The 22392-nt window shown below is 63.5% G+C and carries 20 protein-coding genes; 9 read left to right on the top strand and 11 right to left on the bottom strand.

Annotated elements, in window-relative coordinates; genetic code table 11:
* Window positions 1-20: 20 nt before the first annotated feature.
* Window positions 21-1850 (bottom strand): translational GTPase TypA, encoded by a 1830-nt coding sequence (typA, locus tag G405_RS0113840; RefSeq protein ID WP_022702120.1) that lies wholly within the window; start codon window positions 1848-1850, stop codon window positions 21-23.
* Window positions 1851-2037: 187 nt separating this feature from the next.
* Here typA and G405_RS0113835 point away from each other — a divergent pair, with 187 nt between their 5' ends.
* On the top strand, window positions 2038-4644 hold the full coding sequence (locus tag G405_RS0113835; protein WP_022702119.1) for a M14 family zinc carboxypeptidase: 2607 nt from the start codon (window positions 2038-2040) through the stop codon (window positions 4642-4644).
* 65 nt (window positions 4645-4709) lie between these two features.
* Here G405_RS0113835 and G405_RS0113830 read toward each other — a convergent pair whose 3' ends face one another.
* The 4 genes from G405_RS0113830 to G405_RS0113815 form a co-directional block, all read right to left on the bottom strand.
* Entirely contained in the window at window positions 4710-5474 is a 765-nt protein-coding gene (locus tag G405_RS0113830) for a crotonase/enoyl-CoA hydratase family protein (RefSeq protein WP_022702118.1), read from the bottom strand.
* A gap of 56 nt (window positions 5475-5530) precedes the next feature.
* A complete protein-coding gene (locus tag G405_RS0113825) occupies window positions 5531-7231 on the bottom strand; it encodes an ArnT family glycosyltransferase (protein WP_022702117.1) in 1701 nt (566 codons plus the stop codon).
* A 2-nt stretch (window positions 7232-7233) separates the two neighbouring features.
* A complete protein-coding gene (locus tag G405_RS16185; RefSeq protein ID WP_022702116.1) occupies window positions 7234-7986 on the bottom strand; it encodes a glycosyltransferase family 2 protein in 753 nt (250 codons plus the stop codon).
* Between the two features lie 115 nt (window positions 7987-8101).
* Entirely contained in the window at window positions 8102-9187 is a 1086-nt protein-coding gene (locus G405_RS0113815; protein WP_022702115.1) for a GNAT family N-acetyltransferase, read from the bottom strand.
* A 191-nt stretch (window positions 9188-9378) separates the two neighbouring features.
* Between G405_RS0113815 and G405_RS0113810 the strand changes: the two genes are divergently transcribed.
* Genes G405_RS0113810 through G405_RS0113795 form a run of 4 tightly spaced genes read left to right on the top strand, consistent with a single transcriptional unit; the run spans window position 9379 to window position 13467 of the window.
* On the top strand, window positions 9379-10836 hold the full coding sequence (locus tag G405_RS0113810; RefSeq protein WP_028284826.1) for a lipopolysaccharide biosynthesis protein: 1458 nt from the start codon (window positions 9379-9381) through the stop codon (window positions 10834-10836).
* Window positions 10833-11771 carry a glycosyltransferase family 2 protein gene (locus G405_RS16180; RefSeq protein ID WP_022702113.1) on the top strand — a complete coding sequence of 313 codons (939 nt, stop codon included), beginning with the start codon at window positions 10833-10835 and terminating at the stop codon, window positions 11769-11771. The genes G405_RS0113810 and G405_RS16180 overlap by 4 nt, the downstream gene beginning before the upstream one ends.
* Window positions 11768-12559: a polysaccharide deacetylase family protein gene (locus tag G405_RS0113800; protein WP_022702112.1), complete on the top strand. Its 792-nt coding sequence runs from the start codon at window positions 11768-11770 to the stop codon at window positions 12557-12559. The genes G405_RS16180 and G405_RS0113800 overlap by 4 nt, the downstream gene beginning before the upstream one ends.
* Window positions 12556-13467, top strand: a complete 912-nt coding sequence (locus tag G405_RS0113795) for a glycosyltransferase family 2 protein (RefSeq protein ID WP_022702111.1) — start codon at window positions 12556-12558, stop codon at window positions 13465-13467. Before G405_RS0113800 ends, G405_RS0113795 begins: the two co-directional genes overlap by 4 nt.
* On the opposite strand, the gene G405_RS0113790 is transcribed toward G405_RS0113795, so the two are convergent.
* The 3 genes from G405_RS0113790 to G405_RS0113780 form a co-directional block, all read right to left on the bottom strand.
* Window positions 13464-14714: an O-antigen ligase family protein gene (locus tag G405_RS0113790; protein ID WP_022702110.1), complete on the bottom strand. Its 1251-nt coding sequence runs from the start codon at window positions 14712-14714 to the stop codon at window positions 13464-13466. The genes G405_RS0113795 and G405_RS0113790 overlap by 4 nt on opposite strands.
* The gene (locus tag G405_RS0113785; protein ID WP_022702109.1) at window positions 14711-15325 is read right to left on the bottom strand and encodes a P-loop NTPase family protein; all 615 of its coding nucleotides are present in this window, start codon (window positions 15323-15325) and stop codon (window positions 14711-14713) included. Before G405_RS0113785 ends, G405_RS0113790 begins: the two co-directional genes overlap by 4 nt.
* Before the next feature lie 69 nt (window positions 15326-15394).
* Entirely contained in the window at window positions 15395-16879 is a 1485-nt protein-coding gene (locus G405_RS0113780; RefSeq protein WP_022702108.1) for a GumC family protein, read from the bottom strand.
* Between the two features lie 82 nt (window positions 16880-16961).
* On the opposite strand from G405_RS0113780, the gene G405_RS0113775 reads away from it, so the two are divergent.
* The gene (locus G405_RS0113775; RefSeq protein WP_022702107.1) at window positions 16962-17693 is read left to right on the top strand and encodes a polysaccharide biosynthesis/export family protein; all 732 of its coding nucleotides are present in this window, start codon (window positions 16962-16964) and stop codon (window positions 17691-17693) included.
* Between the two features lie 57 nt (window positions 17694-17750).
* On the opposite strand, the gene G405_RS0113770 is transcribed toward G405_RS0113775, so the two are convergent.
* From G405_RS0113770 to G405_RS0113760, 3 genes are all read right to left on the bottom strand, one after another.
* Window positions 17751-18023, bottom strand: coding sequence for a hypothetical protein (locus G405_RS0113770; protein WP_022702106.1), 273 nt, complete (start codon window positions 18021-18023; stop codon window positions 17751-17753).
* 174 nt (window positions 18024-18197) lie between these two features.
* Window positions 18198-19697: a hypothetical protein gene (locus tag G405_RS0113765; RefSeq protein WP_022702105.1), complete on the bottom strand. Its 1500-nt coding sequence runs from the start codon at window positions 19695-19697 to the stop codon at window positions 18198-18200.
* Between the two features lie 72 nt (window positions 19698-19769).
* The gene (locus tag G405_RS0113760; protein WP_022702104.1) at window positions 19770-20495 is read right to left on the bottom strand and encodes a glutathione S-transferase family protein; all 726 of its coding nucleotides are present in this window, start codon (window positions 20493-20495) and stop codon (window positions 19770-19772) included.
* Between the two features lie 114 nt (window positions 20496-20609).
* On the opposite strand from G405_RS0113760, the gene G405_RS0113755 reads away from it, so the two are divergent.
* The 3 genes from G405_RS0113755 to G405_RS0113745 all read left to right on the top strand — a co-directional run bounded on the left by G405_RS0113755 (window position 20610) and on the right by G405_RS0113745 (window position 22301).
* Window positions 20610-21563: an isopenicillin N synthase family dioxygenase gene (locus G405_RS0113755; RefSeq protein WP_022702103.1), complete on the top strand. Its 954-nt coding sequence runs from the start codon at window positions 20610-20612 to the stop codon at window positions 21561-21563.
* 70 nt (window positions 21564-21633) lie between these two features.
* Window positions 21634-22080 carry a hypothetical protein gene (locus G405_RS0113750; RefSeq protein ID WP_022702102.1) on the top strand — a complete coding sequence of 149 codons (447 nt, stop codon included), beginning with the start codon at window positions 21634-21636 and terminating at the stop codon, window positions 22078-22080.
* The gene (locus G405_RS0113745; protein WP_022702101.1) at window positions 22077-22301 is read left to right on the top strand and encodes a helix-turn-helix transcriptional regulator; all 225 of its coding nucleotides are present in this window, start codon (window positions 22077-22079) and stop codon (window positions 22299-22301) included. The genes G405_RS0113750 and G405_RS0113745 overlap by 4 nt, the downstream gene beginning before the upstream one ends.
* The last annotated feature ends 91 nt before the right edge of the window (window positions 22302-22392 follow it).

Here is a 22392-nt window from a genome sequence, read left to right as displayed (position 1 = left end):
TCATGCGTCTGGCGGATCGCCTAGCCCGCCTTGGCGCGGCTGGCTTTCTTGCGTTCGTGCTCGAGCAGGAAGCGCTTGCGGATGCGAATGCTTTCCGGCGTCACTTCCACCAGCTCATCGTCATTGATGAACTCGAGCGCGTATTCCAGCGTCACGCGGACCGGCGTGGTCAGGACCACCGCTTCATCGGTGCCCGAAGCGCGCATATTGGTCAGTTTCTTGCCCTTGAGCGGGTTCACGATCATGTCTTCGTCGCGGGCGTTCTGGCCAATGACCATGCCTTCATAGACTTCCACGCCATGACCGATGAACAGCTTGCCGCGCTCCTGGATGTTCCACAGGGCGAAGGCCAGCGCCTTGCCGGTCTCCATGGAGATGATCGCGCCCTTGGGACGCTGACCGACTTCGCCGGCCGAACGCGGGGCGTAGTGGTCAAAGGTGTGGAACATCAGGCCCGAGCCCTGGGTCAGGGTCAGGAATTCCGAGCGGAAACCGATCAGGCCGCGCGTCGGCGCGACATATTCCAGGCGCACCCGGCCATTGCCGTCCGGTTCCATATTCTTGAGGTCGGCCTTGCGCGACCCCAGGCGCTCCATGACGCCGCCCTGATGCTCTTCCTCGACATCGATGGTCAGCGCCTCATACGGCTCGCACATCTGACCGTCGATTTCGCGGTTGATCACCTGGGGACGTCCCACAGCCAGCTCGAAGCCTTCGCGGCGCATGGTTTCGATCAGCACTGACAGGTGCAGTTCGCCCCGGCCGGACACGAGGAATTTATCCGCGTCATCCTGTTGCTCGACCCGCAGCGCCACATTGTGGATCAGCTCACGGTCCAGACGTTCCTTGATCTGGCGCGAGGTGACGAACTTGCCTTCGCGGCCGGCGAACGGCGAATCGTTCACCTGGAAGATCATCGAGATCGTGGGCTCGTCCACCGTCAGCGGCGGCATCGCCTCCACATGCTCGGGATCACACAGCGTGTCGGAGATGTTGAGCGGGTCAATGCCGTTGAAGGTGATGATGTCGCCAGCGGCGGCCGTCTCACGCTCGACTTTCTCAAGACCGTGGAAGCCGAACACCTGCAGCACTTTCGCGCGGCGCTCCGTCCCGTCAGCGCCGACCACGACGACCTGCTGGTTCTTGCTCAGCTTGCCTCGGCGAATGCGGCCCAGGCCGATCACGCCGGTATAGCTGGAGTAATCCAGAGCCGAGACCTGCAGCTGAAGCGGGGCGTCCTGATCCACGTCCGGGTGCGCCACGCGATCCACAATGGCCTGGAACAGCGGGTTAAGATCACCGCCGCGCTGATCCACATCCAGACTCGCCCAGCCTTCCAGCGCCGAAGCGTAGACGACAGGGAAATCCATCTGCTCATCCGTTGCGCCCAGACGGTCAAACAGGTCAAACGTCTGGTCCACAACCCAGTCGGGACGCGCGCCGGGACGGTCGACCTTGTTGATCACCACGATGGGCTTCAGGCCCAGGGCCAGCGCCTTCTTGGTCACGAAGGTGGTTTGCGGCATGGGGCCGTCCACCGCATCGACCAGCAGAAGCACCGAATCCACCATGGACAGCACGCGCTCGACTTCGCCGCCGAAATCGGCGTGGCCGGGCGTGTCCACGATGTTGATGGCGTAGTCGTTCCAGGTCACCGCCGTGTTCTTGGCGAGAATGGTGATGCCGCGCTCTTTCTCCAGATCATTGGAGTCCATGACGCGTTCGACATTCGCGGCGCGTTCGTCGAACGTCCCTGATTGCCGGAGCAGCTTGTCCACAAGCGTGGTTTTGCCATGGTCGACGTGCGCCACGATGGCGATATTGCGAATGCGCTCAACGGGAGCGGTCATAGATCAGTCCTTAATCTCGCAGATCTCGATGTGTTCGCAGGTGCAAAACCTGCGCTCTTTGCGGCTCTCATACAGGGCGAAATTGAATTCGGCTAGCACTGGTCGCCGCAAGTTTTGCGGCCTAGGTTGCTGAACACTTCACCATCGAGACAAAGACGGGCCGATAAACGGCTCATGGGGAGACATTATGAAGAGCCTTTTGCGTGCGGGATTACTCGCGCTTGGCGCCGCACTGACCAGCTCTGCGGCCGTCGCAGAACCCATTTCCTTCTTCATGCCCGAAGACGTCAGCTATGACGCTTCCATCACGGCGCCTGAAGACAGTTTCGGCTATGAAGTCGGCGCTCGCCCCGTGCGTCACGCCGACATGGTCGCCTATCTGCGCGAGATCGCGGGCCAGTCTGACCGCATCTCGGTCGAGACGATCGGCTACACCCACGAACACCGCCCGATCCTGTTCTTCACCGTCACCTCGTCTGAGAACCAGCAGCGGATCGACTCGATTCGTGACGCGCATCTGGCGCGCATGCGCGGCGAAGACGCCCCGGCGGACACGCCGCTGGTCCTGTGGATCAATTTCGGCGTTCACGGCGCGGAATCCTCGGGCATGGACGCCGCCATTCCGGTTCTTTACCACTTCGCGGCCGCCAGCGAAGCCGATATCGGCGACACGCTCGACGATACGGTTTTGCTGTTCACCGCCGTGTTCAATCCCGACGGCCATTCGCGCCGGGTGAACCATGTGGAGACCTTCTTCTCCCAGGCGCAGAACACCGATCCCGCCGACATCATCCATAATCTGTGGGTGGAAGCGCGCACCAATCACTATTGGTTCGACCTGAACCGGCAGTGGCTGTTGCTGACCCAGCCTGAAGCCCAAGCCTGGATCGGCAAATGGCATGAATGGAAGCCGATGGTCTCGGCGGACTATCACGAAATGGGCTCATCCAGCCCGTTCTACTTCCACCCCGGTGAAGCGCTGCGTCGCAATCCGCTGATCCCGGAGCGGGCGCGCGATCTGACCTACCGGATCGCTCAGCAGCACACCACCGACTTCCTGGATCCCGAAGCGCGGCTCTACACCACCCAGGAAGGCTTTGATAATTTCTATATCGGCAAGGGCTCGACCTATCCCCAGATCAATGGATCCCTGGGCATTCTGTTCGAGATCGGCGCCGCGCGCGGCGGTGAAATCGAGACCGATCGCGGTCTTGTCACCCATGCCGACAATGTGCGCACCCAATTCCGCACCGCCCTGACCACAGTGGAAGGCGCGCGCAATATTCGCGACGAGCTGATCGAGTATCAGACCAGCTATTTTGCGGAATCCGCCCAGATGGCGAGCCGCGACAATCGCCGCGCCTATGTGTTCACCGCGGCCGGCGACCCTGAACGGGCGAACCGTTTCGTGCGTCTTCTGCGCATGCACGATATCGACGTCTACACGCTTGAGGGCGACGTACGCGCCGATGGCCGCACCTATGCAGCGGGCGAATCCTTTGTAGTGCCGATGAACCAGGACCAGCACCGGATGATCCGGGGCGTTTTTGACCAGGTCACCGAGTTCCCCGAAAACATCTTCTATGACGTCTCGGGCTGGACCCTGCCGCTGGCCTATGACCTTGAGTATTCCGCCCTGACCGGCGGTCTGCGCTCGGTCTCCATGTCAGATGAGCTGGCGGATGGCGCCTTTGAGGCCGCTCCCGCCCCGGATGTGGCGCCCTATGGCTATGCGCTGGAATGGTCGCACACCTTCGCCCCGCGCGCGCTGAACCGGATCCTGTCCGCCGAGCTGCTGGCGCGGACGGGTACGGAACCTGTGACCGCCGAAACCACGCGTGGCCGGGTTGAGCTGGGTCGTGGCGCGATCTTCATCCCCTATGCCCGTCAGGATATGAGCCGTGAAGACATTCACGCGCTGATGGAGACCATCGCGTCTGAGGATGGCGTCACCGTCCACGCCCTCACCTCGGGCCTGACCCCTAATGAAGGCGCGGATTTCGGCGCAGCGCGCGTGTTCCGTTCGGTTGAGACGCCCAAGGTGCTGCTGGCCTTCGATGACGGCCTGACGCGCTATGACTCGGGTGAGATGTGGTGGACCCTCGATTTCCGTCACAACATGGAAGTCACCCTTGTGCGCAAGGATGATCTCGGCGGCGTGGACTGGAGCGAATACACCCACCTCATTCTGGTCGGCGGCAATGCTCGCCTGTCAGACAGCATTCAGGAAGAGGTTGACGACTGGATCCGCGGCGATGGCGGCACGCTGATCGCCACTCGCCAGGCGGCCGTCTGGGCGCAGGAGGCCTTCTTTGACCGCAAGGCTGACGATGAGGACGAGGCGAACGGCTCAGAGGCCGACGCCGAAGCCATGACGCGTCTCAACGTCGCCGATATGGCGGTGCGTGAAGCCGAGCATATTATCGGCGGCGCGTTGTTTGAGACGGATCTCGACACGTCTCACCCGCTGGGCTTCGGCTTTGGGGATCGCACGCTGGCGGTTCAGCGCAACATCACCGACGTTCTGATCCGTCCCGAGGACGATCCCTATGCGGTGCCGCTGCAATACACCGACGATCCGCTCTTGAGCGGTTACGCGTCGCAGATGCGCCAGGACGAGATCGCAGGCACGCCTGCCGTCGTCGCCCAGCGTCTGGGCCGCGGCTCGGTGATCATGATGGCGGACAATCCCGTCTTCCGGGCCACCTTCCCCGGTTCGGAGCGTCTGCTGATGAACGCGATTTTCTTCTCCCCCATGATCGACCGCGCCCGCGGCGAATACGAAGAAGAGTAAGACGCTGGATCACTGACTGAGAGCGCCCCGCCAGCAATCTGGCGGGGCGCTTTTTTAATGGGCGCTCAGAACTGGCCGTGCCGGCCCTCGCCTTTTACGAAGCGGGTCGCGCCTTCCACCGTTTCACCGCTGGTCAGGGTTTTGATCCCGAGCCGAACCTCGTTGAGCATGGCGTCCGCTTCATCCAGTCCCCATTGCTCCAGCACGGACTGTCGGTCATGGCGCAGGCAGAGCTGGGGGAAAGCCGCAATCTGATCGGCAAGCTCAAGCGCCGTCTTGAGCGCCTGACCGGGCCCGGACACCCGGTTCGCCAAACCGATTGAGAGCGCTTCGCCTGACTCAACCGTGCGCCCCGTCAGAATCATGTCCATAGCGCGCGACTGACCGATCAGGCGTGGCAGGCGTACCGTGCCGCCATCAATCAACGGCACGCCGAAGCGTCGGCAATAGACGCCGAACACGGCGTCTTCGGCCATGACCCGCAGATCACACCACAGCGCCAGCTCCAGCCCGCCCGCGACCGCGTGGCCTTCAATCGCGGCGATGACTGGTTTGCTCAATCTGAGCCGAGAAGGCCCCATGGGGCCGTCGCCGGTCTCTTCGACCCGGTTGCGCCCCTCGCCCGTACTGACCGCTTTCAGATCCGCGCCGGCGCAGAACGTGCCGCCAGCCCCGGTGAGGATGGCGACGCTCAAGCTTTCGTCGGCGTCAAAACGCCGGAACGCCTCGGCCAGATGGTCAGCGGTGGGACCGTCCACGGCGTTGCGCCGATCCGGCCGGTTGATGGTGATGATGGCGACGGCGCCGCGCGTTTCGTACTGAACGCTCATGACTGTCCTCCCTGAATTCTCATCAGGGTCGGTCAGCACTGACGCACAGACAAGTCCTATTGGGCCGGCGCCTGAAGAGCGGAGTTTTCAAGCGTGTAAAAGCGCAAGGTCAGATCCCGCCCCTTCACCGCGTTATAGCCCTCAAGCGCGGCGAGCTGACGGACACCCGCGCCCTCGAGTCCGGCCTCGAAAGCGGCCTGCTCAGACTGGTCCACAACAGCGAGACCGCATTGCGGGTGCGCCAGCAGGAACGCCGCCGTTTCCGCGCCATCGCGCCCCAAGAGGACATCGGTGCTGAAATTGAAGACGTTGGACGGCTCGCGATAGCCTGCTGTGGCCACATTAAGCGTCTCACAGCCCGTGAAGGTCTCCGCGATGCGGGCGGCGTTATAGGACGGCCACAGCTTGTGGACGCCGGGAATGGCGACGCCAAAAGCGACCACATAGACCGACGCGCTGGCCACGCTGACCGCCAGAAGCCGCGTCAGATCAGGTTTGAACGCCAGCCAGACCAGGCTGATCACCGCCAGAGCGCCCATCACGGCCGTGACCTTGCTGGCGAGGCTGACGGGTTCGCCAAACTCGATCTGGCCGATCCAGGGCACCAGCCCCACGAGCGCGCCCACCACAATGGCCAGCGCTGCGATGACGCCAAACAGCGTCCATTGCTTCCAGCCGCTGAGCAGCGCCTTCGCGTTCACCAGACCCAGACCGATCAGAATGGCGATGGCCGGGAACATGGGCGAGACATAATGAGGCAGCTTGGTCTGGATCAACTCAAACACTAGCCAGGACGGCAAAATCCACACCAGAAGGAACTGGACCGCCGCCTCGCCGCGCCGCGCCCAGGCCGCCAGCCCTGCCAGCCCCAATAGCGCGGACGCCGGCCAGAGCGTCACCGGCATCAGCAAGGTATGATAGCCGAACGGGCCGCCATGGCTGTCGTCCGCCACGCCCACCTTGCCGAACAAGGCATGGCCCACCGCTTCCTGGAAAAAGCCCCAGTCGGTCTGGATATTGATCGCGATGAGCCAGGGCAGGAAGATCGCACAAGCCAGAAGAAGACCCGGCAAAGGCCTGATTTTAAGCAGAAGTTTCAGATCACGCTTCAGCGCGACAAACCCGATCAGGGTCAGCGCCGTGACCATGAAGATGATCGGCCCCTTGATGGCGATCGCAGCTCCGGTCCCCGCCCAAAGCACTGCAGGCCAGCCCCAGAACTTCGGCTTCGCCTCCTGCACTTTCAGCATCAGCATGGCCAACGCGACCTGGGCGAACATGCCCGCCGCCAGCAAGGCGGCGTCAGTCTTGGCGGTGCGCGCCTCGATCTGCATGGCGAGGCCGAGCCCCATCACGATCCCGGCTACCAGCCCCACCGATGGCGAGAACAATCGCGCGCCCAGCCAGGCGGTCAGCGCCACAGCGATCAGGGACCCGAAAAAACTGGGGAGGCGGTGCGCGCCAATGGGGGCGGTCTCACCGCCGAAAGGCTGGGTGGTGATCACCTGCAGCCAGTAAATGCCGCTGGGTTTGACGTGGCGCGGATCGTCCTGAAAGCGGATATCGACGAAGTCGCCGGTTTCCATCATCTGCCGGCTGGCCTGGGCGTAGCGCGCTTCATCGCGATCCATGGCCGGGATCGAGAACAATCCGGGGAAGTGCGCGATCACCGCCAGCAACATCACCACAATCCAGGCGCGGCGAGACAGCCCGCCGCTTTGGCCCGGCTCAGTCAGTGATGAAATAAAACCGGTCATGGTCAGCGATCTCCACCCCGAGCGCCCAGCAGCATGTGCGGATCCGGATAATGCGTACGACGCATCAGCCAGATGACGCCCAACAGGTCAAACAGACCCGCCGCCGCGCGGCCGAGATTGGTGTATTTGCTCTCGCCCGCCGCCCGCGGCCGGTTCACCACGGTGACATTGAGCGTTTCAAAGCCCAGATGCCCGGCCAGAGCGGGCAGATAGCGGTGAATGGCGTCAAAGAAGGGCATCACAAGGAACAGATCACGCGGCAGGATTTTCAGGCCGCAGGCCGTATCCGGACAGTCATCATTGAGGAGCGAGCGGCGCAGACCATTGGCGAAGCGCGACGCGAATTTGCGATTGGCCCCGTCCGTGCGGTTTTGCCGGCACCCGGCCACCACGCCCACCGTGTCCACGGTCGACAGATCAATCGCCTTGCTCATTTCCAGAACCGACCGCGGATCATCCTGTCCGTCGCCATCCATGGTCGCGACCCAGATCGCGCGCGCCGCCAGGAATCCTGTGCGCAGCCCGGCGCTTTTTCCGGAGCGGTTGGGATGACGGATGACGCGCACGCGCGGATCGGCCTCAGAGAGCGGGCCAAGCGCACCAGCGGTGTCATCATCGCTGCCGTCATCGACCACGATGATCTCAAAGCTCTCCAGCCCTTCAGAGAAGACCGAGATCGCCTCCTTGACCACCTCTTCGATGCTGGCCGCTTCGTTAAAGGCGGGAATGACGATGGACAGGGCTGGGATGCTCATGGACGCTCATCTGGCAAAGCCGACCGCAAGACGCGCGGTCTGATGCCAGCGGTTTAGCGCGATCCGCACAAGACGGGCAATCACAACCCGAAGCGCAGGCTGCGATCCGGCCCGATCAAACGCCGTAAAGCGCCGCGATCCGGTCAATCTTGCGAAACGCCTTGCCTGGCGCCCGCGCCAGCGGCCCCAGCGGCAAGGGCTCGGCCGTCTTCTCGATCCGTCCCGCCATCTGGCGGGTCCAGCCCACAAGCCCGGGCTGGGTTATGCAGCCGGTGGCGAGGCCTTCCTGAAACGAGCCCATGGCTTGTTTCTGACGCCCCTCGCCCGGTCCCATATGCACTTCATGCACGCCCGCTTCGGCGCCCGCTTTAAGCATTTCGATCAACAAGGCGTTGCCGGGCGTCAGTTTGACGAAGTCCGGGTCATAGGCCGGAAACCACGAATGCAGCACCTCAGGACCAATCAGGCCGAAGTGCACCGCCGCCAGACGGCCGTCGAGTTCCAGCGTGGACATCAGGCCTGCGCCCTCTGCGCGGTCCTGCCGCCAGAGTTGCTCCAGAAGATCGCGCACCCATTTCAGCGCAAACAGATCCGGAAAGCCGGACTCGCGATACTGCGCGGACTTCCACGCATACAGCGCCTCAAGCGTTTCGGGTCGGCGATCATCAAAGCGGAACGTCAGCGCGCCTTCCTTGGCGAGCTTCTTCGGCGCGCCGATGGCGCTGCGAAACGTATTGCCGCCCAGCTTCTTGCGGCTCGCCACATAGGCGTCAAAGCCCTCGGACACATCGATCACCCAACCGCCTTCAACGCTGTCGGCATGACGGCGGAAAGGCGCCTGCGCCGCAAGGCTGTCGCGGAAGTCGAACACCGCAATATTCGCCTGGGCCAGAACATGCGTCAGCGCGATGTCTTCATCGGGCGCGCAGATGATCCCATGGCAATCATTGACGACGCCGCCCGGGGCGCGAGCGTGACCCATCGGGCCTTTCTGGAAAGCGAAGAAGCCCGCAATGCGCGCGCTCTTGCGGATCACCGCAACACGGATATCGGGTCGCGCCGCCGAGATGGCGTCAAGATAGCCCAGCGTTTGATACGGACTTTTCAGGAGCGGATTGACCGCCGTCATGGCGCGCCAGGCGTTACGCTCGGTGGCGCTCAGCTCTTGAGGTGTTGTCACGTCCACGCTCAGCATCTGCATCCCGGTCCCCGTTTCATTCTGCGACAGTCCTGACAGACAAGACTGAACAAAGGCTTGGCGAACGCCCGATCTGGCCCGCTTCGGCACAAAATCACGCGCGTTTAGCCGTTTTTCAGTGTTGTGAGGCAAGCTTGGGACCGGTCGCGCTCTTGCATGGCGCGCCACATGCTGATCCGGATTCTGAACCGCCCATGTTGAACCGTCATCTTCTGGCTTACCTGCCGGTCTATCTGGCCCAGGCTCTTGTGGGCTTTGGCAGCGTGGTCGTGTTCACCCGACTGCTGACGCCGGACGCCTATGGCCAGTACATGCTGGTGCTGACGGGCTCGGCGCTGATCAGCACCCTGATCTTCACCTGGCTGGACGCCGCCGTGGCGCGTTATCACGCCCGCGCCAGCGCCCGCGGCCGGTTGGGCGGGCATTTGTTCACCGCCCTCACCCTGTTTGCACTGATCGCCGCGCCGGTCGCCATTCTGGGCGGCCTTCTCTTGCTGGCGCTCGACCTGCCGCCCGCATTGAAGACCGCCAGCGCTTATGCGCTCGCCTATCTGCTGTTGCGCGCCGGCGTCATGATCGCGCTCGAAACACGCCGCGCCGCCGGCGAAGCCTGGCGGTATTCGGCGCTTGAAACGTTCTCGCTGGCGGGCGGGTTCGCCTTTGGCGCCGCGTTGACGCTTTTGACCGATCTGGGTTCGGCGGGTCCGCTGGCCGGTCTCGCTCTGGCGTCGGGTCTGGCGCTGGTCTTTGACCTGCCCGCCCTGGCGCGCAAAGCCAAACGCGACCGCGCCCATAGCGTCCGCATCACCGCCTTTTTCGCCTATGGCGGACCCATCGCCTTTTCCTTGATCTTCGAACAGCTTCTGACCAGCGGCGACCGGTTCCTGATCGCCGCCTATCTGGGTGAAGCCGCCACCGGCGCCTATGCGGCGGGTTATGCGCTGGCGGACCGTTCGCTCAGCATCGTGTTCTTGTGGCTGGGCATGACAACCGGGCCCTTGCTGATCTCCGCGCTGGAACATGACGGCCGCAAGGCGGCGCAAGACGTCGCCCGCCGCACCGGCGCGCTGATGGGCGCCATCGGCTTTCCCGCCGCCGCCGGGCTGGCGCTCGTTTCGCCCGATCTGGCGCGGCTGATGATCGGGGAAGAGCTGGCCGAAAGCGCGGCCTCCATCGTGCCGCTGATCGCCTTGTCAGGGCTGATGAACGGCATCATGACCCACTACTTTCATACCGCCTACACGCTGGGCCGCCGCACCGGCTCCATGGCGTTCATCATGACCGGTTCCGCCGTGCTCAACCTGGCTCTGAACGCGCTCCTGATCCCGCTTCTGGGGCTATATGGCGCCGCCTGGGCGACCGTCGCCGCCTACGCCATCGCGCTTGTCGCCTGCGCCATTCACGGACGGAGCATTTTCCCCATGCCAATTCCGTTGCGCGAATGGAGCAAGGCCGCGCTCGCCACGGCGGGCATGGCCGTCGCTCTGGCCTACGCGCCCCCGACCGGATTGGTGATCACCGATCTCGCCGTGCACGTCGCATTTGGGGCGCTTATCTATGCTGTGATCTTGCTGGCGCTGGACGGGCTCGGTGCGCGACGTTGGCTGGGCGCGAGGATCGCAACCCGTCTGGGGCGGAGGGCTGCGGCATGACCGTTCAGGATCTCCAGATGACGCGCTCATCCGCCGCTGACACTCATGCGGTCGCCCTGTCGGTGCTGATCCCGTTTTATGGCGATGATCCCCGCCCCTTGCTTGAGGCTCTTAGCCGTCAGACGGATCTGCAAACCGAGATTATCCTGTTTGACGACGGTGTTCCGGACCCGGCCCTCTCTAACTGTGTGAAAAACGCCGTGCTGGGGTCCGAGGCTGCAATCAGGCTGATCACCAGCCCGAAAAATCTGGGTCGCTCTGCCGCCCGCAATCAGCTCGGCGACGCGGCCCAGGGCGCGTGGCTGCTGTTTCTGGACGCCGACATGGAGGTCGAGCCCGGATTTCTCGCGCGCTGGCGTCACCATCTCGCCGAGACAAGCTGTGACGCCCTGTTCGGCGGATATGCGCCAAGCACGCCCCGGTCTGCTCATGAAACAGTCCACGCCGCGCTCGCCCATGCGTCTGACGCGCCAGACGCGGCCACGCGATCGGCCTTGGGCGCGGCGGCGGTCTGCTCCTCAAATCTCGCAGTTCGCGCCAGCCTGTTCGCCCAATGCCGCTTTGACGAAGGCTATACAGGATGGGGCTGGGAAGATGTGGACTGGGCGCTCAGCGCGTCCAAACGCGGCGAACTGGGCCATGTGGACGCTCCCGCCGCCCATGGCGGCCTTCAGGACGTTTCAACCTTGCTCGACAAGTTTGACCGCGCGGGCGCCAATTTCGCGCGGCTCCTCATCCGTCATCCCGACTATGAGAGCCGTCCCGGCGCGCGGCTGGCCCGTAAAGTGCAAGCGACGGGATTGGCCAAGCTCGCCCGTCTAATGGGCAAGGCGCTGGCGAAAACCGCCTGGGCGCCGCTGAAGATCCGCGTTCTGGCGTTGAAACTCTACCGAGCGGGCGCCGCCGCCCGCGATCTGCCCAAGGGGCGCACATGACCCAGACTGATTATAATCCCGATGACGTCGTCTACCGCCCGCGCGGTGGATTAGCGGGCCGTGTTCAACAACAGATCGCCCGCCGACTGGGCGTGACGCCGCTCAGGATCAATCTCGACCGTCCTGTCGTCACCTTCACCTTTGACGATTTTCCGCGCTCCGCACTGGAGCTGGGCGCCGTGCGGCTGAAAGCACGTGGCTGGCGCGGAACATTCTATGTGAGCGGGGGGCTCGCAGGGATCACCAATCATCATGGCGAACTTTTTGATGCCGAGGACCTTCTGAGCCTCAAATCCGACGGTCATGAGATCGCCTGTCACGGCTACAGTCATCTCGATGCGTCGCGTCTGCCCGCGGAAGCCGTGGCGGCGGACGCCGCGCGCAATCGCGCCTATCTGAAGGCGGCCGGCCTTGATGACGCGCCGACAAGCTACGCTTTCGCCTATGGGGAAGCGACGCCGCACGCCAAGAAGCGTTTGCTTGAGACCTACTCAAGCCTGCGCGGCGTGCAACCCGGCATCAATCGCGGAGTCGCGGATCGCGGTCTGCTCAGATCCGTGCCGCTGGATGGCGGTGAGGAGGGACTGAAACGCGCCGTCGCCGCGGTCAAGGATGCGGCCCGCAATCCGGGCTGGCTTATCTTTTATGGCCACGACATCCAGAAACAGCCCTCTGAATGGGGCTGTACGCCGGAGTTTCTGGACGTAGTCCTGCACGCCGTCGAACAATCGGGCGCCCAGGTGATGACGCAATCAGACGCCCTCGCCGCGATCGAGGCGCGCGCATGAGCGTCGCCGTCCTGATCCCCACCTATCGGCGCAATGACGCGCTGGCGGACGCTGTGCGCAGCGTCTTTGCGCAAACCCGCCTGCCCGATGAAATCGTCATCGTCGACAATGACCCGCAGGCCGGCGCGCAAGAGGCCGTCAACCAGCTGGCTGACGGCGCTCCGGTGCGTTTGTCCTATGTGCATGAACCCAATCCGGGCGTCTCCAATGCCCGCAATACCGGGTTTGCACACACCCGGGCGCGTTTCATCGCCCAGCTGGATGATGACGAAACCGCCAGCCCGCACTGGCTCGCAAGCCTTCTGGACGCTCGCAAAACGCTGAATGCGCCCGTGGTGTTCGGCCCCGTCATCGCACAGCTGCCCGACCCGCTGACCCGCGGCGTCCGCGCCGCCTACACGCAGCGGCTCTATTCAAGGCTGGGCTCATCAGACACTCAAGTGATCGACAAGCCCCATGGCTGCGGCAACGCCCTGTTTGACCGCGAAGCGCTGGATCTGCCCTCGCCCGTCTTTGACCAGGCCGCCAATGAAATCGGCGGCGAGGACGACATGCTGTTTCAGAAACTGCAGGCTCAGAGCGTCCGCTTTGGCTGGGCGGCGCAAGCAGATGTCTATGAGCATGTTCAGGCCCCGCGGCAAAGCTGGGGCAAGCTTTTGCAACGCAGCTTCGCCTATGGTCAGGGGCCAACGCAAACCAGCGCGCAGAGCCCAGGCAACTGGGCGGGAGTCGCGTTCTGGATGGGCGTCGGCGCGGCGCAAGTGCTGGTCTTCGGCGCCTGTGCGCCGCTGGCCCGGCTGATCTCAGCGAAGGCTGCCGCCGAATGTCTGGACAAGGCCGCGCAGGGCCTGGGCAAGCTGATCTGGTTTGAAGCCTGCTCGCCGCGTCTGTACGGCGCAAACGCCTAGTCTTCCCGGCGGGCGCAGAGCTTGCTGAAGGTGAGGCAGAACAGCAGCCAGGTGAAGCCGTTCGTGGTCATGAAAATGCTTTCCGACATGCTGGTCAGCCCCCAGATCGCCATGCCGGGCAGCGCCCAATAGGTCTCGACGCCGGAAAACAGGCGTTTCAGAGACGCGCCCAGCCCCAGAAGATACACGCCGAACGCCAGAGCCGCCCCCGGAACGCCCAGGCCGAGCGCGATCTCCAGCCAGGAATTGTGCGCGGACGGCACCTCCCACTGGGTCGCCTGACGCACCCAGTAAACCGGACCTTCCTCTTCCAGCCAGAACACGCCCCAGCCAAACCCTGTCCAGGGTTTCTCGGCCACGGCGCCGATCAGCCCCGCCCAGATGTCCGTGCGGCCGGTCAGGGTCGGGTCGCGCCCGAGCGCTTCGAGAATGACGCCCGGCCCGATCGCGATCACAAGCGTCAGCGCAAACACGCCCGCCAAACCGCTGAACACCGCAAGCGCGGCCATAACGAAGCCCTGGCGCGCGAAATAGATCATCAGCGGCCCGCCAAAGCCGATCATGCAAGCCATCAACGCCGTCCTGGAGGTCGACATCAGCACCAGGAAGACCGCCAGGATCACCAGAGCGCCCCAATATCGAACCTCGGTGCGATACGGCGTCGTCAAAGCGGCCGCCATGCCGCCCATTGTGGCGATCGCCATCACCGCGCCCAGCCGGTTTTTCTGCTCCCACAGGCCCGCCCAGGCGCCAGGGTGGACCTCGCTCATCACGCCATAGGCAGGAAACGCCACGGCCATGATCAGAGAGCCGACCGCCAGCACGCCCAGCGACAGCGCCAGCAGGCGGATCAGGTCGGTCCAGCAATACCGGCTCGCCAGCCACATCCCGAACACCGCCGGCATCAGAACGCCCAAACCCCGCCGCAGGCTCAACCCGGCGTCCAGCGACCAGAAGGCTGAAATCATGGGCAAAGCAGCGAGGATCAGAAGCGGCCAGGCGCGCACCATCAGGCCGAGCACCGGCATCGGACGCACCACCACAAGGATCAAGGTCAGAAGATAGACCGGCGGCCAGATCAGCCGCAGGATCGGACTGCCCTCTTCATCCCCGCCAAAGATCAGCGAGAACAGGGCGCTTGAAAACATGAAGATCAGAAAGACCGCGAGCCCGGTCTCAAGCGCCAGCGCAAAGCGAAATCGCGGTAGGGATTCGCGCCAGCGATCCGCCAGCGCAAACGCGCTCACGCCCGCGCCGCTGTCCGGGCGCGGTTGACGACCACGCCCCAGACCTGCGCTCCCTGCGCTCGCAAGTGGTCGGCGGCGGCTTCCGTCGCCGCCCGACTATCGGTGCGCGCATCGGCGACCAGAATGACCCCGTCCATGTTCGGCGCGATCAGCGCGATCGCAGCGCTTTGATAGGACGCGTCAACGACGGTCAGGCCGGCGCTGTGGCGTGCGCGGTCCCAATAGTCAGGATTGTCGAGGAATGTCAGGCTGCGAACCTGTCCGGGCGCGCGTTCGAACCGGCTGACATAGATCGGCTGATCCTCGACCCGCCGCAGCGCCACACGCCCGGCATTGTCTGGAACCGTCCGCCAGAAGCGCCGCCCCGACAAAGCCCCGGAATACGCCTGCCCGTTCAGCCGGAAAGCGTCTGACTGGGGGTTGTTCTTGAAATCGAGATCATAGAGCCAGACCGGCTTGACGCCTTGCGCCACAGCGGCGCGCGCCAAACCCGCCGCAATGGTGGAAGCGCCGGCCGAGGCGCTGACGGGCGCGACCATGACGGCGCGCGAGCTCATCCCCTGCGGTGACAACCGCCGGGCCAGCCCCTCAAGTTCACGCTCGATGCTCATACGCGACGACCACGCCTGTTTACTCAACAGACAGATGTATGCGCGAATGGTTAACGGAGCGCTTCCGCGTCAGGGCGCGTCGCTGACCCGCGCCAGTACGGGCAAGGGCTTGCGACGAGGCGCGGTTTCAGCACGATGAGCTGTCTGTTGCGGCTCAGGGTCTTCATCGGGTTGCGGACGGTCTTCAGGCGGCACAGGGCGCTGCGGCGGCGTGTCATCACGCACCGCCGCGACATAACCGCGGATCAACCCCAGCAGCAGCGCGATCCCCCCCGCCAGCACGCCCACCGCCATCACGGCCAGCTTGCGTTTCGATTGCGCCTGCACCGGCGGCGTTGCGCGCGACACGATGCGAATGGCGTCCGCGCCGCCCGGCGGCATGTCGCGTCGCGCCATGGCGTCCGCCGCCTGCACCGAAAGCAGCTCCGCCGCCGTGGAGCGCGCCTGCACGGCTCGTGTCAGGCGCTCATACTCTGGCTGAAGCGCCCGCAAGCGCTCCACATCCGCGCGAGCGGCATTGAGCTGTGCCGCCAATGACGCGGCCAGCCGGGCTTGCCCGGCGGCGTTTGATTCTTGTTGCAGCCGCGATGATTCCAGCTCCTGCCAGATCGGGTTCACACCGGTCCGACGCTGGCCCTGGCCATTGGCGCGGCCCTCTCGCACGAACCGCTCCAGCGCCTCGATTTCACGCTCGACCGCTTGGACCGGCGGGGCGTCAGGCTGGTAACGCGCCAGCAAGTCCGCCTGACGCACCTGCAAATCCAGGAGCCGCCCCGTCACGGAGTTCTCGACATAAAGCTCAATCGTTTGCGGGATATTCGCCAACCGGTCTTCAAGCGCACGCGCCAGGGCGCGGGCCTGGGACGCATCCGCTTCCGCCGCCAGTTTGCGCCCCTGGAGATCGGCCAGCCGCCCCAGGGCGGAATTCATCTCGGTCTCAAAATCAGCGATGCCGTTCTCAGCCCGAAACGCCTGCAGGCTTTGCTGGGCGCTCAGCGCATCGCGCTCGGCGGCGTCGAGGCGGGCTTGCACTCCGCCCTCGAACCCGCCGGTCAGAAGCTCCACCCGATACCGCAAATAAGCGTCGACAATGGCGTTGACCGTATTGGCGGCCACGTCAGCGTCTTCATTCCTGAAGGTCGCGATCAGAAAACTCGCGTTCGGCGCACGGCTGACGCCGAACCCCTCGCCCAGGCTTTTCAGTTGTTCAGGATCTGCAAATCCTGTCAGCTCGATCAGCATGCGGCGACGCACTTCCTCGGACGCCAGAAGATCGGCTTCAGACTGCATGATCTGGTCAAACATGAATTCACCGCCGGCGCCGGCGGCGCCAGGCGTCAGGTCCTCGTCATCCATGATCACCAGCAAACGGCTGCCCGCCGTATAGGTCGGGGTCAGGCTCAGATACGCCATCACCGCCAGCGGGATGAAAACAATGAGCGTAATCAGGATGATGAACAGGCGCTGCGTCCATGCAATCGCGACCAGATCCACAAGATCCAGCTCGCGCCGCGCCCGCCTCTGGGCGGTGGAGTCAGAAGACATTGACGTCATAGGTGCATCTGGCGTGATTGCGCTTAATTTTTCCTTAGCCGCCGCCAATCATGGTGAAGATCTGATTAGGGGAGTCGCGAGCATGAATTCGCCAACACGACGGTCTGTCTTGTCCGGTCTGGGCGTTTTGATGCTGGGCGCGTGCGCGGGATCCCCGCGTCAAACGCCGCAAGCCGGCTTTGAACCGAACCGGTTTCAGAGCTGGGACGAGACCGCGCCCGCCTATCGCCTGTTTCCGGGCGACGAGGTGGAGGTGGTGGTCCACACGGCAGAAGAACTCAATCGCACCCTGCCCGTCGGTCCCGATGGCCGCGTCAGCCTGCCGTTGGCGGGATCGGTGATGGTGGCGCAGATGACGGGCCCCGAAGCGGCGCGCGCCATTGCGGATCGGTATGTGCGTGTTCTGCGTGACCCGATCGTGGAAGTGCGGCCCGTCAGCTATGGCGCGCAGCAGATCCTGGTGGGCGGCGAAGTGCGCAGCCCCGGCGTTTATGAGATGATCAGCGCACGCATGGGCGTGCTGGAAGCCCTGACTCTCGCCGGCGGCGCCAATAATCGCGCGCGGCTGCGTCAGGTGGTCGTTCTGCGCCGCGCGGAAAACGGCGGCGTCATGATGCGGACGGTCAATGTGCGTGACGCCCAACAAGGCGCGCCGGCGGACACCATTCCGCTCGCCCGGCATGACATCGTCTTCGCACCGCGCACTGCAATCGCTGAAATCAACGATTTTACAGAGCTTTACATTCGAAACATCCTGCCGCTCGACAACGCGTTCGCATACGCGTTGGCCGATCAGGTGTTCAATTCGAACTAAAGGGATGCAGACGGATCGAGCCTGTCGCTTCTGACGGCGATCATGGCTCGATCAGTCCTAGTGCCGCGTGGAGAGCCATTCGCGCGCTGCAGTCAGAGCCGCTGCGAGCTGATCGCCATCCATCTCGGCAGCGACTTCGCTGCGATAGTATTTTGCGGTGTCCGAGCCCATCAGAGAGGCCAGGTTGAACCATTTGTGCGCCTCAACGTAATCGATCACGCCGCACTGGCCGGTCGAATACAAAAGGCCCAGCTTGCACAGATCTTCGCCGGTCGGGTCCATCTTGACCGCATCGTGCACTTGCGCCGTTTCCACGTCAGTGAAAGCCATCTTCGTCTTCCCATCGTTGGCGGAGGGCCGGACTTTTCGTCCGTGTCGCCTCCACATCCCACCATGCACCCGAAGCCTTTTCGGTGGCCCGTTGTGCAAGATCAGAATGCGTGTGATGGGTGACCACAGGGTTAAAGAGTCTCAAGAATAACGCTGATTAACCCTTTAATTCCGTTAGACATTCCTACCCAAAATTAACCGGCTGACCTGTCCGTCGAAGCGTTCCAGCGCGCTCGGTGCGCCTCCGGATCGACGTAAGCGCCCTGAAATCAAAACGATTCCCAGAAGCATCAGCGCCAATCCCGCAAGCGCGGCCGCCAGGATGAGGTTCAGATCCTCGCCATCGGGCCAAAAATAATTTTCAGCGCGGTCCAGCACCGTCAGCTCGTCTCCAAGAAGCACGCTGGCGGCGAGCAAACGCCCCTCGCTGATCGCGCTGATCCGCACCAGCGTCTGGACCGCCTCAATCCCCGTCAACGCGTGTGACACCCGGATCGTGACCAGCGCGCCGTCCTGGCGGCGCACCTGATCATAAGCCGCGAACCAGTCTCGCCGGGCGGCGGCGTCATAGCCGGCGCGTGACGCAAACTCCGCCATGGCGCGCGTACACGCCAAGTGGCAGGCCTCAGGCTGGGCGTAATACTGATCGGCCTCAGCCAACACCGGCATCAGCGCGGTCAGAAGCCGCAAGTCACGCTCCGGCGCCGCCGGCCCCAACAACAGGGTTTCAATCCAGTCTCCGTCCAGTCGCCCGGCTGCACGCGCCGCCAGCGCCAGACGCACAGCAGGCGTTTCCAGCTCTCGATCAAATACAGACAAGGCCAAAGCCGTGCGCACCGGGTCTGCTGAGACAGGTGCGGGCCGCGCCCGGGCGCAGGCCGGCACAGTTTGGCCATACGACCGCGCAAGCGCGCATCCGAGCGCAACCACCTCTCGCGCATCGGGCAGAATGACCGGGTCGGTTGCCTGTGCTGAGGCGAGATCCGCGAACGCTGCAAGGTTCAGGGCCTGTGACCCGGGGCGAACGAACCAGTGCTCCGCCGCCTGCAGGCTGGCGCCATACAGGCGCTGTGCGCGAGCATAGCGCTGTTGCACGTCGCTGCTGCTTTCGATCAGCCAGACCGGATCAATTCCCTGTCGCTGCGCGTCTTCGCTGCGGGCGTCCAGAACGCCAGCGACGATCTGCTTGCGCCGCCAGGCCGGCATGGCGACCAGATCCACCTGCATCATGTCAGGGCGACGCTCATGACGCATGAGGTGAAGCGCCAGCGTCTCCTCTCCCATCATGGCGGGCAGGCTGGCGGCGAAGGACTGCGCGCGAAGAAGGTCAGGGCCGCCTGCAGGGCCGGGCCGCAAGGACTGAGCCAGCTCCGTATTCCAACGCGGAAGCACAGGCCCGGCGTCCTCAGAGCGCGCCGCATCATGAAACGCAGCGTCAAACTGATCGCGCACGCTCGGCGGAAATGACAACGCGCCATCAGGCGCCGCCTCCAACCCTCGATAGGCGAACCAGCCCGCAGCAATCAGCAGCGCCAGAAACAGGACGGGGCGCAAGGCCGCGAAAAGGCCGCGCCAGACCAGGTACACACTGGCCCGCACAGGCCCCGCCAACCAAGGCGAGCGGGCGCCATAGCGCTCGCTATAGGTGCGAGACCGGTTTGTCTGCGCCCACATTGGAAATCCCCCTGCCCCTCGCACCCAAAATAAGCGGGATGAAGGACAAGGGGAAGCCGAATTTACAAAGCGTTAAGACTTGGCGCGCTGACCAAACAGCACGGCGCGCGCCTTTTTCATGTCTTCGCTGTCTTCATCGAGGGGTTTGAACAGATCCTTGCCCACTCTCCGTCCGGTTTTCACCGCCTCGCGAGCGCCGACGCGCTCGACCCAGGCTTTCAGCCGCGGGAATTCGTCCAGATCCTGGCCCTGACCTTCTGGCAGGATCCAGGGCCAGGCGGCCATGTCGGCGATGGAATAAAAGTCGCCCGCCAGATAGTCGCGCCCCTCAAGCGCCCGCTCGATCACGCCATACAGACGGTGCACTTCATTGGTGTAGCGGTTCTTGCCGTATTCGAGCTTGCTTTCGTCGGGCTCGATCTTCTTGGCGTAGGTGCGGAAATGGTGCGCCTGGCCGCACATCGGACCCAGTCCGCCCATCTGCCAGAACAGCCATTCCTCGACCGCCGCCTGCTCACGCGGGTTCGAGCCATAGAACTGCCCCGTCTTGCGGGCGAGGTATTGCAAGATCGCGCCGCTCTCAAAGATCGAGATGGGTTCACCGTCAGGCCCGTCCGGATCAACAATGGCCGGCATGCGATTATTGGGACTGATCTTCAGAAAGTCCGGTTCGAACTGTTCGCCCAGGCCGATATTGACCGGCTTGATCTCATAGGGAAGGCCCATCTCCTCAAGCGCGATGGTCACTTTCCATCCGTTCGGGGTCGGCCAGTAATAGAGCTCGATCGGCTGGGTCATTCAGTTCTCCATGCCCTGTACAACAGCTTTGAACGACATATGTCGGCGTCTGCGACCATTCGTGCAAGACATTGCGGCTTCACGAGCTCGCGAGGGAAGGCTAAAGAGCGCGCCATGACCGATATCATTTTGACTGACCAGACCCTCGAACCGGTGTCGTTCACACTCGCCGGTAAGGATCCCGCAGCTTTCGCCCGCGCACTGGGCGCGAGTTTTCGTGAAACCGGCTTCGCCGTCATCAGCGACCATCCTGTCGATCAGGGTGTGATTGATCGCGCGCTGGAGGACGCCAAAGCGTTTTTCGCCCTGCCTGAAGCCGCCAAGCAAAGCTATGTGGTGGAAAACGGCGGCGGGCAGCGCGGCTATACGCCGTTCGGCACAGAGAACGCCAAGGGCATGGCGCAGAAGGACCTCAAGGAATTCTGGCACCATGGCCGGAACCTGCCCGATGGCCATCCCTATTCTGACGTCATGCCTCCCAATGTGCCGGTGAGCGACATTGCACGCTTTGACGACAGCGTGCAGGCGCTGTTCGCGGCGCTCGACGAGATGGGCGCTGTGCTGCTTCAGGCGCTGGCGAAAGATCTGGGGCTTGAAGAAAGTTGGTTCTCCAGAACCGTCAATGACGGCAACTCGATCCTGCGGCTACTGCACTATCCGCCGATCGACGGCGATCCGTCAGGCGTGCGCGCGGGCGCGCATGAAGACATCAACGTGATCACCTTGTTGCTGGGCGCGGAAGAAGCCGGTCTGCAGGTGAAGACCAAGACCGGCGCCTGGTTGCCGGTGCAGCCGCCCGAAGGCGCGCTGGTGGTCAATATCGGCGACATGCTGCAACGCCTGACCAACCATGTGTATCCGTCGACCACCCACCGCGTGGTAAACCCGTCCAAAGAGCGCATGGCGTTCTCGCGCTATTCCACGCCCTTCTTCCTGCACTTCAATCCTGATTTCCTGATCGAGACCCTGCCTGGCTGCATCAGCGACGACAATCCGAACCGGTATCCCGAACCGATGACCGCGCACGCCTACCTGCTCGAGCGTCTGCGTGAGATCGGACTGATGTAAGCGTCACCTTGACGTTACATTCCCGATACGCCATGTTACCTCAAGGTGACATGGCGTATCGGAGTCTTCCATGGACGAGCTTGAAAAGATCAATCTGCGCATGCGCGCCTTCCTGTTGTGCCAGGCCGCAGGCTTCTTCGCCTGGCAGGCGGCGGACGGCATTGGATCTTCGCACCAGACGCCTGACAGCTGGATGGGACCGGGCCTTGTGATCAGCGGAATCGGGTTCGGGCTCTGGCTGGTCACGATCATCTTGTATTTTGGCGACGCATTCCGCGCCTACAAGACCGTCGGCTATGACATCGTCAATGATGAGTGGGCGCGTGATGTCCGCCGCCGCGCCGCAGAAGCCGCGTTCTGGGTCATGACGGTCTCGACGGTGCTCGCCATGACGATCAATCAATTCGGTCTTGATGGTGGCCTTCTGCTCAAGGTCCTCACCGGCCTGTCGGTCTCCAGCTTCTTTGTCGCGGTCGTCCATTATGACCGCCGGGGCGAAACCGGGGCTGAAGAATGAATGACGCAGCGCTCGGCAACGCCATGAAGAGCCTGCGCGCCGAAGCCGGCCTGACCCAAGCCGAGCTGGCCTTGCAGGTGGGCGTGACGCGCAAGACGATCAACACGGTGGAGAACGGGGTTTTCATCCCCTCCGCCCTGCTGGCGCTGAAAATCGCCCGCGCCTTGGGGCAAAAGGTCGAAAATGTGTTCTGGATTCAAGACGAGTCCGACAACAGCTGAACACTGTATCGTGTGAACACATCCGCTTGAGCGCGATTGCTGCACGCCGGGCCCTGCCCTAGCTTCACAAGCAGCTCGCTCTTCTGACCTG

The organism is Oceanicaulis alexandrii DSM 11625 (assembly GCF_000420265.1).
GTDB classification, from domain to species: domain Bacteria; phylum Pseudomonadota; class Alphaproteobacteria; order Caulobacterales; family Maricaulaceae; genus Oceanicaulis; species Oceanicaulis alexandrii.
The sequence above is the reverse complement of the archived record's forward strand: the minus strand, read 5'-3'. Positions and strand labels throughout refer to the sequence as shown.

What these genes read in the sequence shown, in the direction of transcription:
- typA (WP_022702120.1), bottom strand. Translation starts at nt 1,850, where the DNA reads ATGACCGCTCCCGTTGAGCGCATTCGCAATATCGCCATCGTGGCGCAC.
- G405_RS0113835 (WP_022702119.1), top strand. Translation starts at nt 2,038, where the DNA reads ATGAAGAGCCTTTTGCGTGCGGGATTACTCGCGCTTGGCGCCGCACTG.
- G405_RS0113830 (WP_022702118.1), bottom strand. Translation starts at nt 5,474, where the DNA reads ATGAGCGTTCAGTACGAAACGCGCGGCGCCGTCGCCATCATCACCATC.
- G405_RS0113825 (WP_022702117.1), bottom strand. Translation starts at nt 7,231, where the DNA reads ATGACCGGTTTTATTTCATCACTGACTGAGCCGGGCCAAAGCGGCGGG.
- G405_RS16185 (WP_022702116.1), bottom strand. Translation starts at nt 7,986, where the DNA reads ATGAGCATCCCAGCCCTGTCCATCGTCATTCCCGCCTTTAACGAAGCG.
- G405_RS0113815 (WP_022702115.1), bottom strand. Translation starts at nt 9,187, where the DNA reads ATGCAGATGCTGAGCGTGGACGTGACAACACCTCAAGAGCTGAGCGCC.
- G405_RS0113810 (WP_028284826.1), top strand. Translation starts at nt 9,379, where the DNA reads ATGTTGAACCGTCATCTTCTGGCTTACCTGCCGGTCTATCTGGCCCAG.
- G405_RS16180 (WP_022702113.1), top strand. Translation starts at nt 10,833, where the DNA reads ATGACCGTTCAGGATCTCCAGATGACGCGCTCATCCGCCGCTGACACT.
- G405_RS0113800 (WP_022702112.1), top strand. Translation starts at nt 11,768, where the DNA reads ATGACCCAGACTGATTATAATCCCGATGACGTCGTCTACCGCCCGCGC.
- G405_RS0113795 (WP_022702111.1), top strand. Translation starts at nt 12,556, where the DNA reads ATGAGCGTCGCCGTCCTGATCCCCACCTATCGGCGCAATGACGCGCTG.
- G405_RS0113785 (WP_022702109.1), bottom strand. Translation starts at nt 15,325, where the DNA reads ATGAGCATCGAGCGTGAACTTGAGGGGCTGGCCCGGCGGTTGTCACCG.
- G405_RS0113780 (WP_022702108.1), bottom strand. Translation starts at nt 16,879, where the DNA reads ATGACGTCAATGTCTTCTGACTCCACCGCCCAGAGGCGGGCGCGGCGC.
- G405_RS0113775 (WP_022702107.1), top strand. Translation starts at nt 16,962, where the DNA reads ATGAATTCGCCAACACGACGGTCTGTCTTGTCCGGTCTGGGCGTTTTG.
- G405_RS0113770 (WP_022702106.1), bottom strand. Translation starts at nt 18,023, where the DNA reads ATGGCTTTCACTGACGTGGAAACGGCGCAAGTGCACGATGCGGTCAAG.
- G405_RS0113765 (WP_022702105.1), bottom strand. Translation starts at nt 19,697, where the DNA reads ATGTGGGCGCAGACAAACCGGTCTCGCACCTATAGCGAGCGCTATGGC.
- G405_RS0113760 (WP_022702104.1), bottom strand. Translation starts at nt 20,495, where the DNA reads ATGACCCAGCCGATCGAGCTCTATTACTGGCCGACCCCGAACGGATGG.
- G405_RS0113755 (WP_022702103.1), top strand. Translation starts at nt 20,610, where the DNA reads ATGACCGATATCATTTTGACTGACCAGACCCTCGAACCGGTGTCGTTC.
- G405_RS0113750 (WP_022702102.1), top strand. Translation starts at nt 21,634, where the DNA reads ATGGACGAGCTTGAAAAGATCAATCTGCGCATGCGCGCCTTCCTGTTG.
- G405_RS0113745 (WP_022702101.1), top strand. Translation starts at nt 22,077, where the DNA reads ATGAATGACGCAGCGCTCGGCAACGCCATGAAGAGCCTGCGCGCCGAA.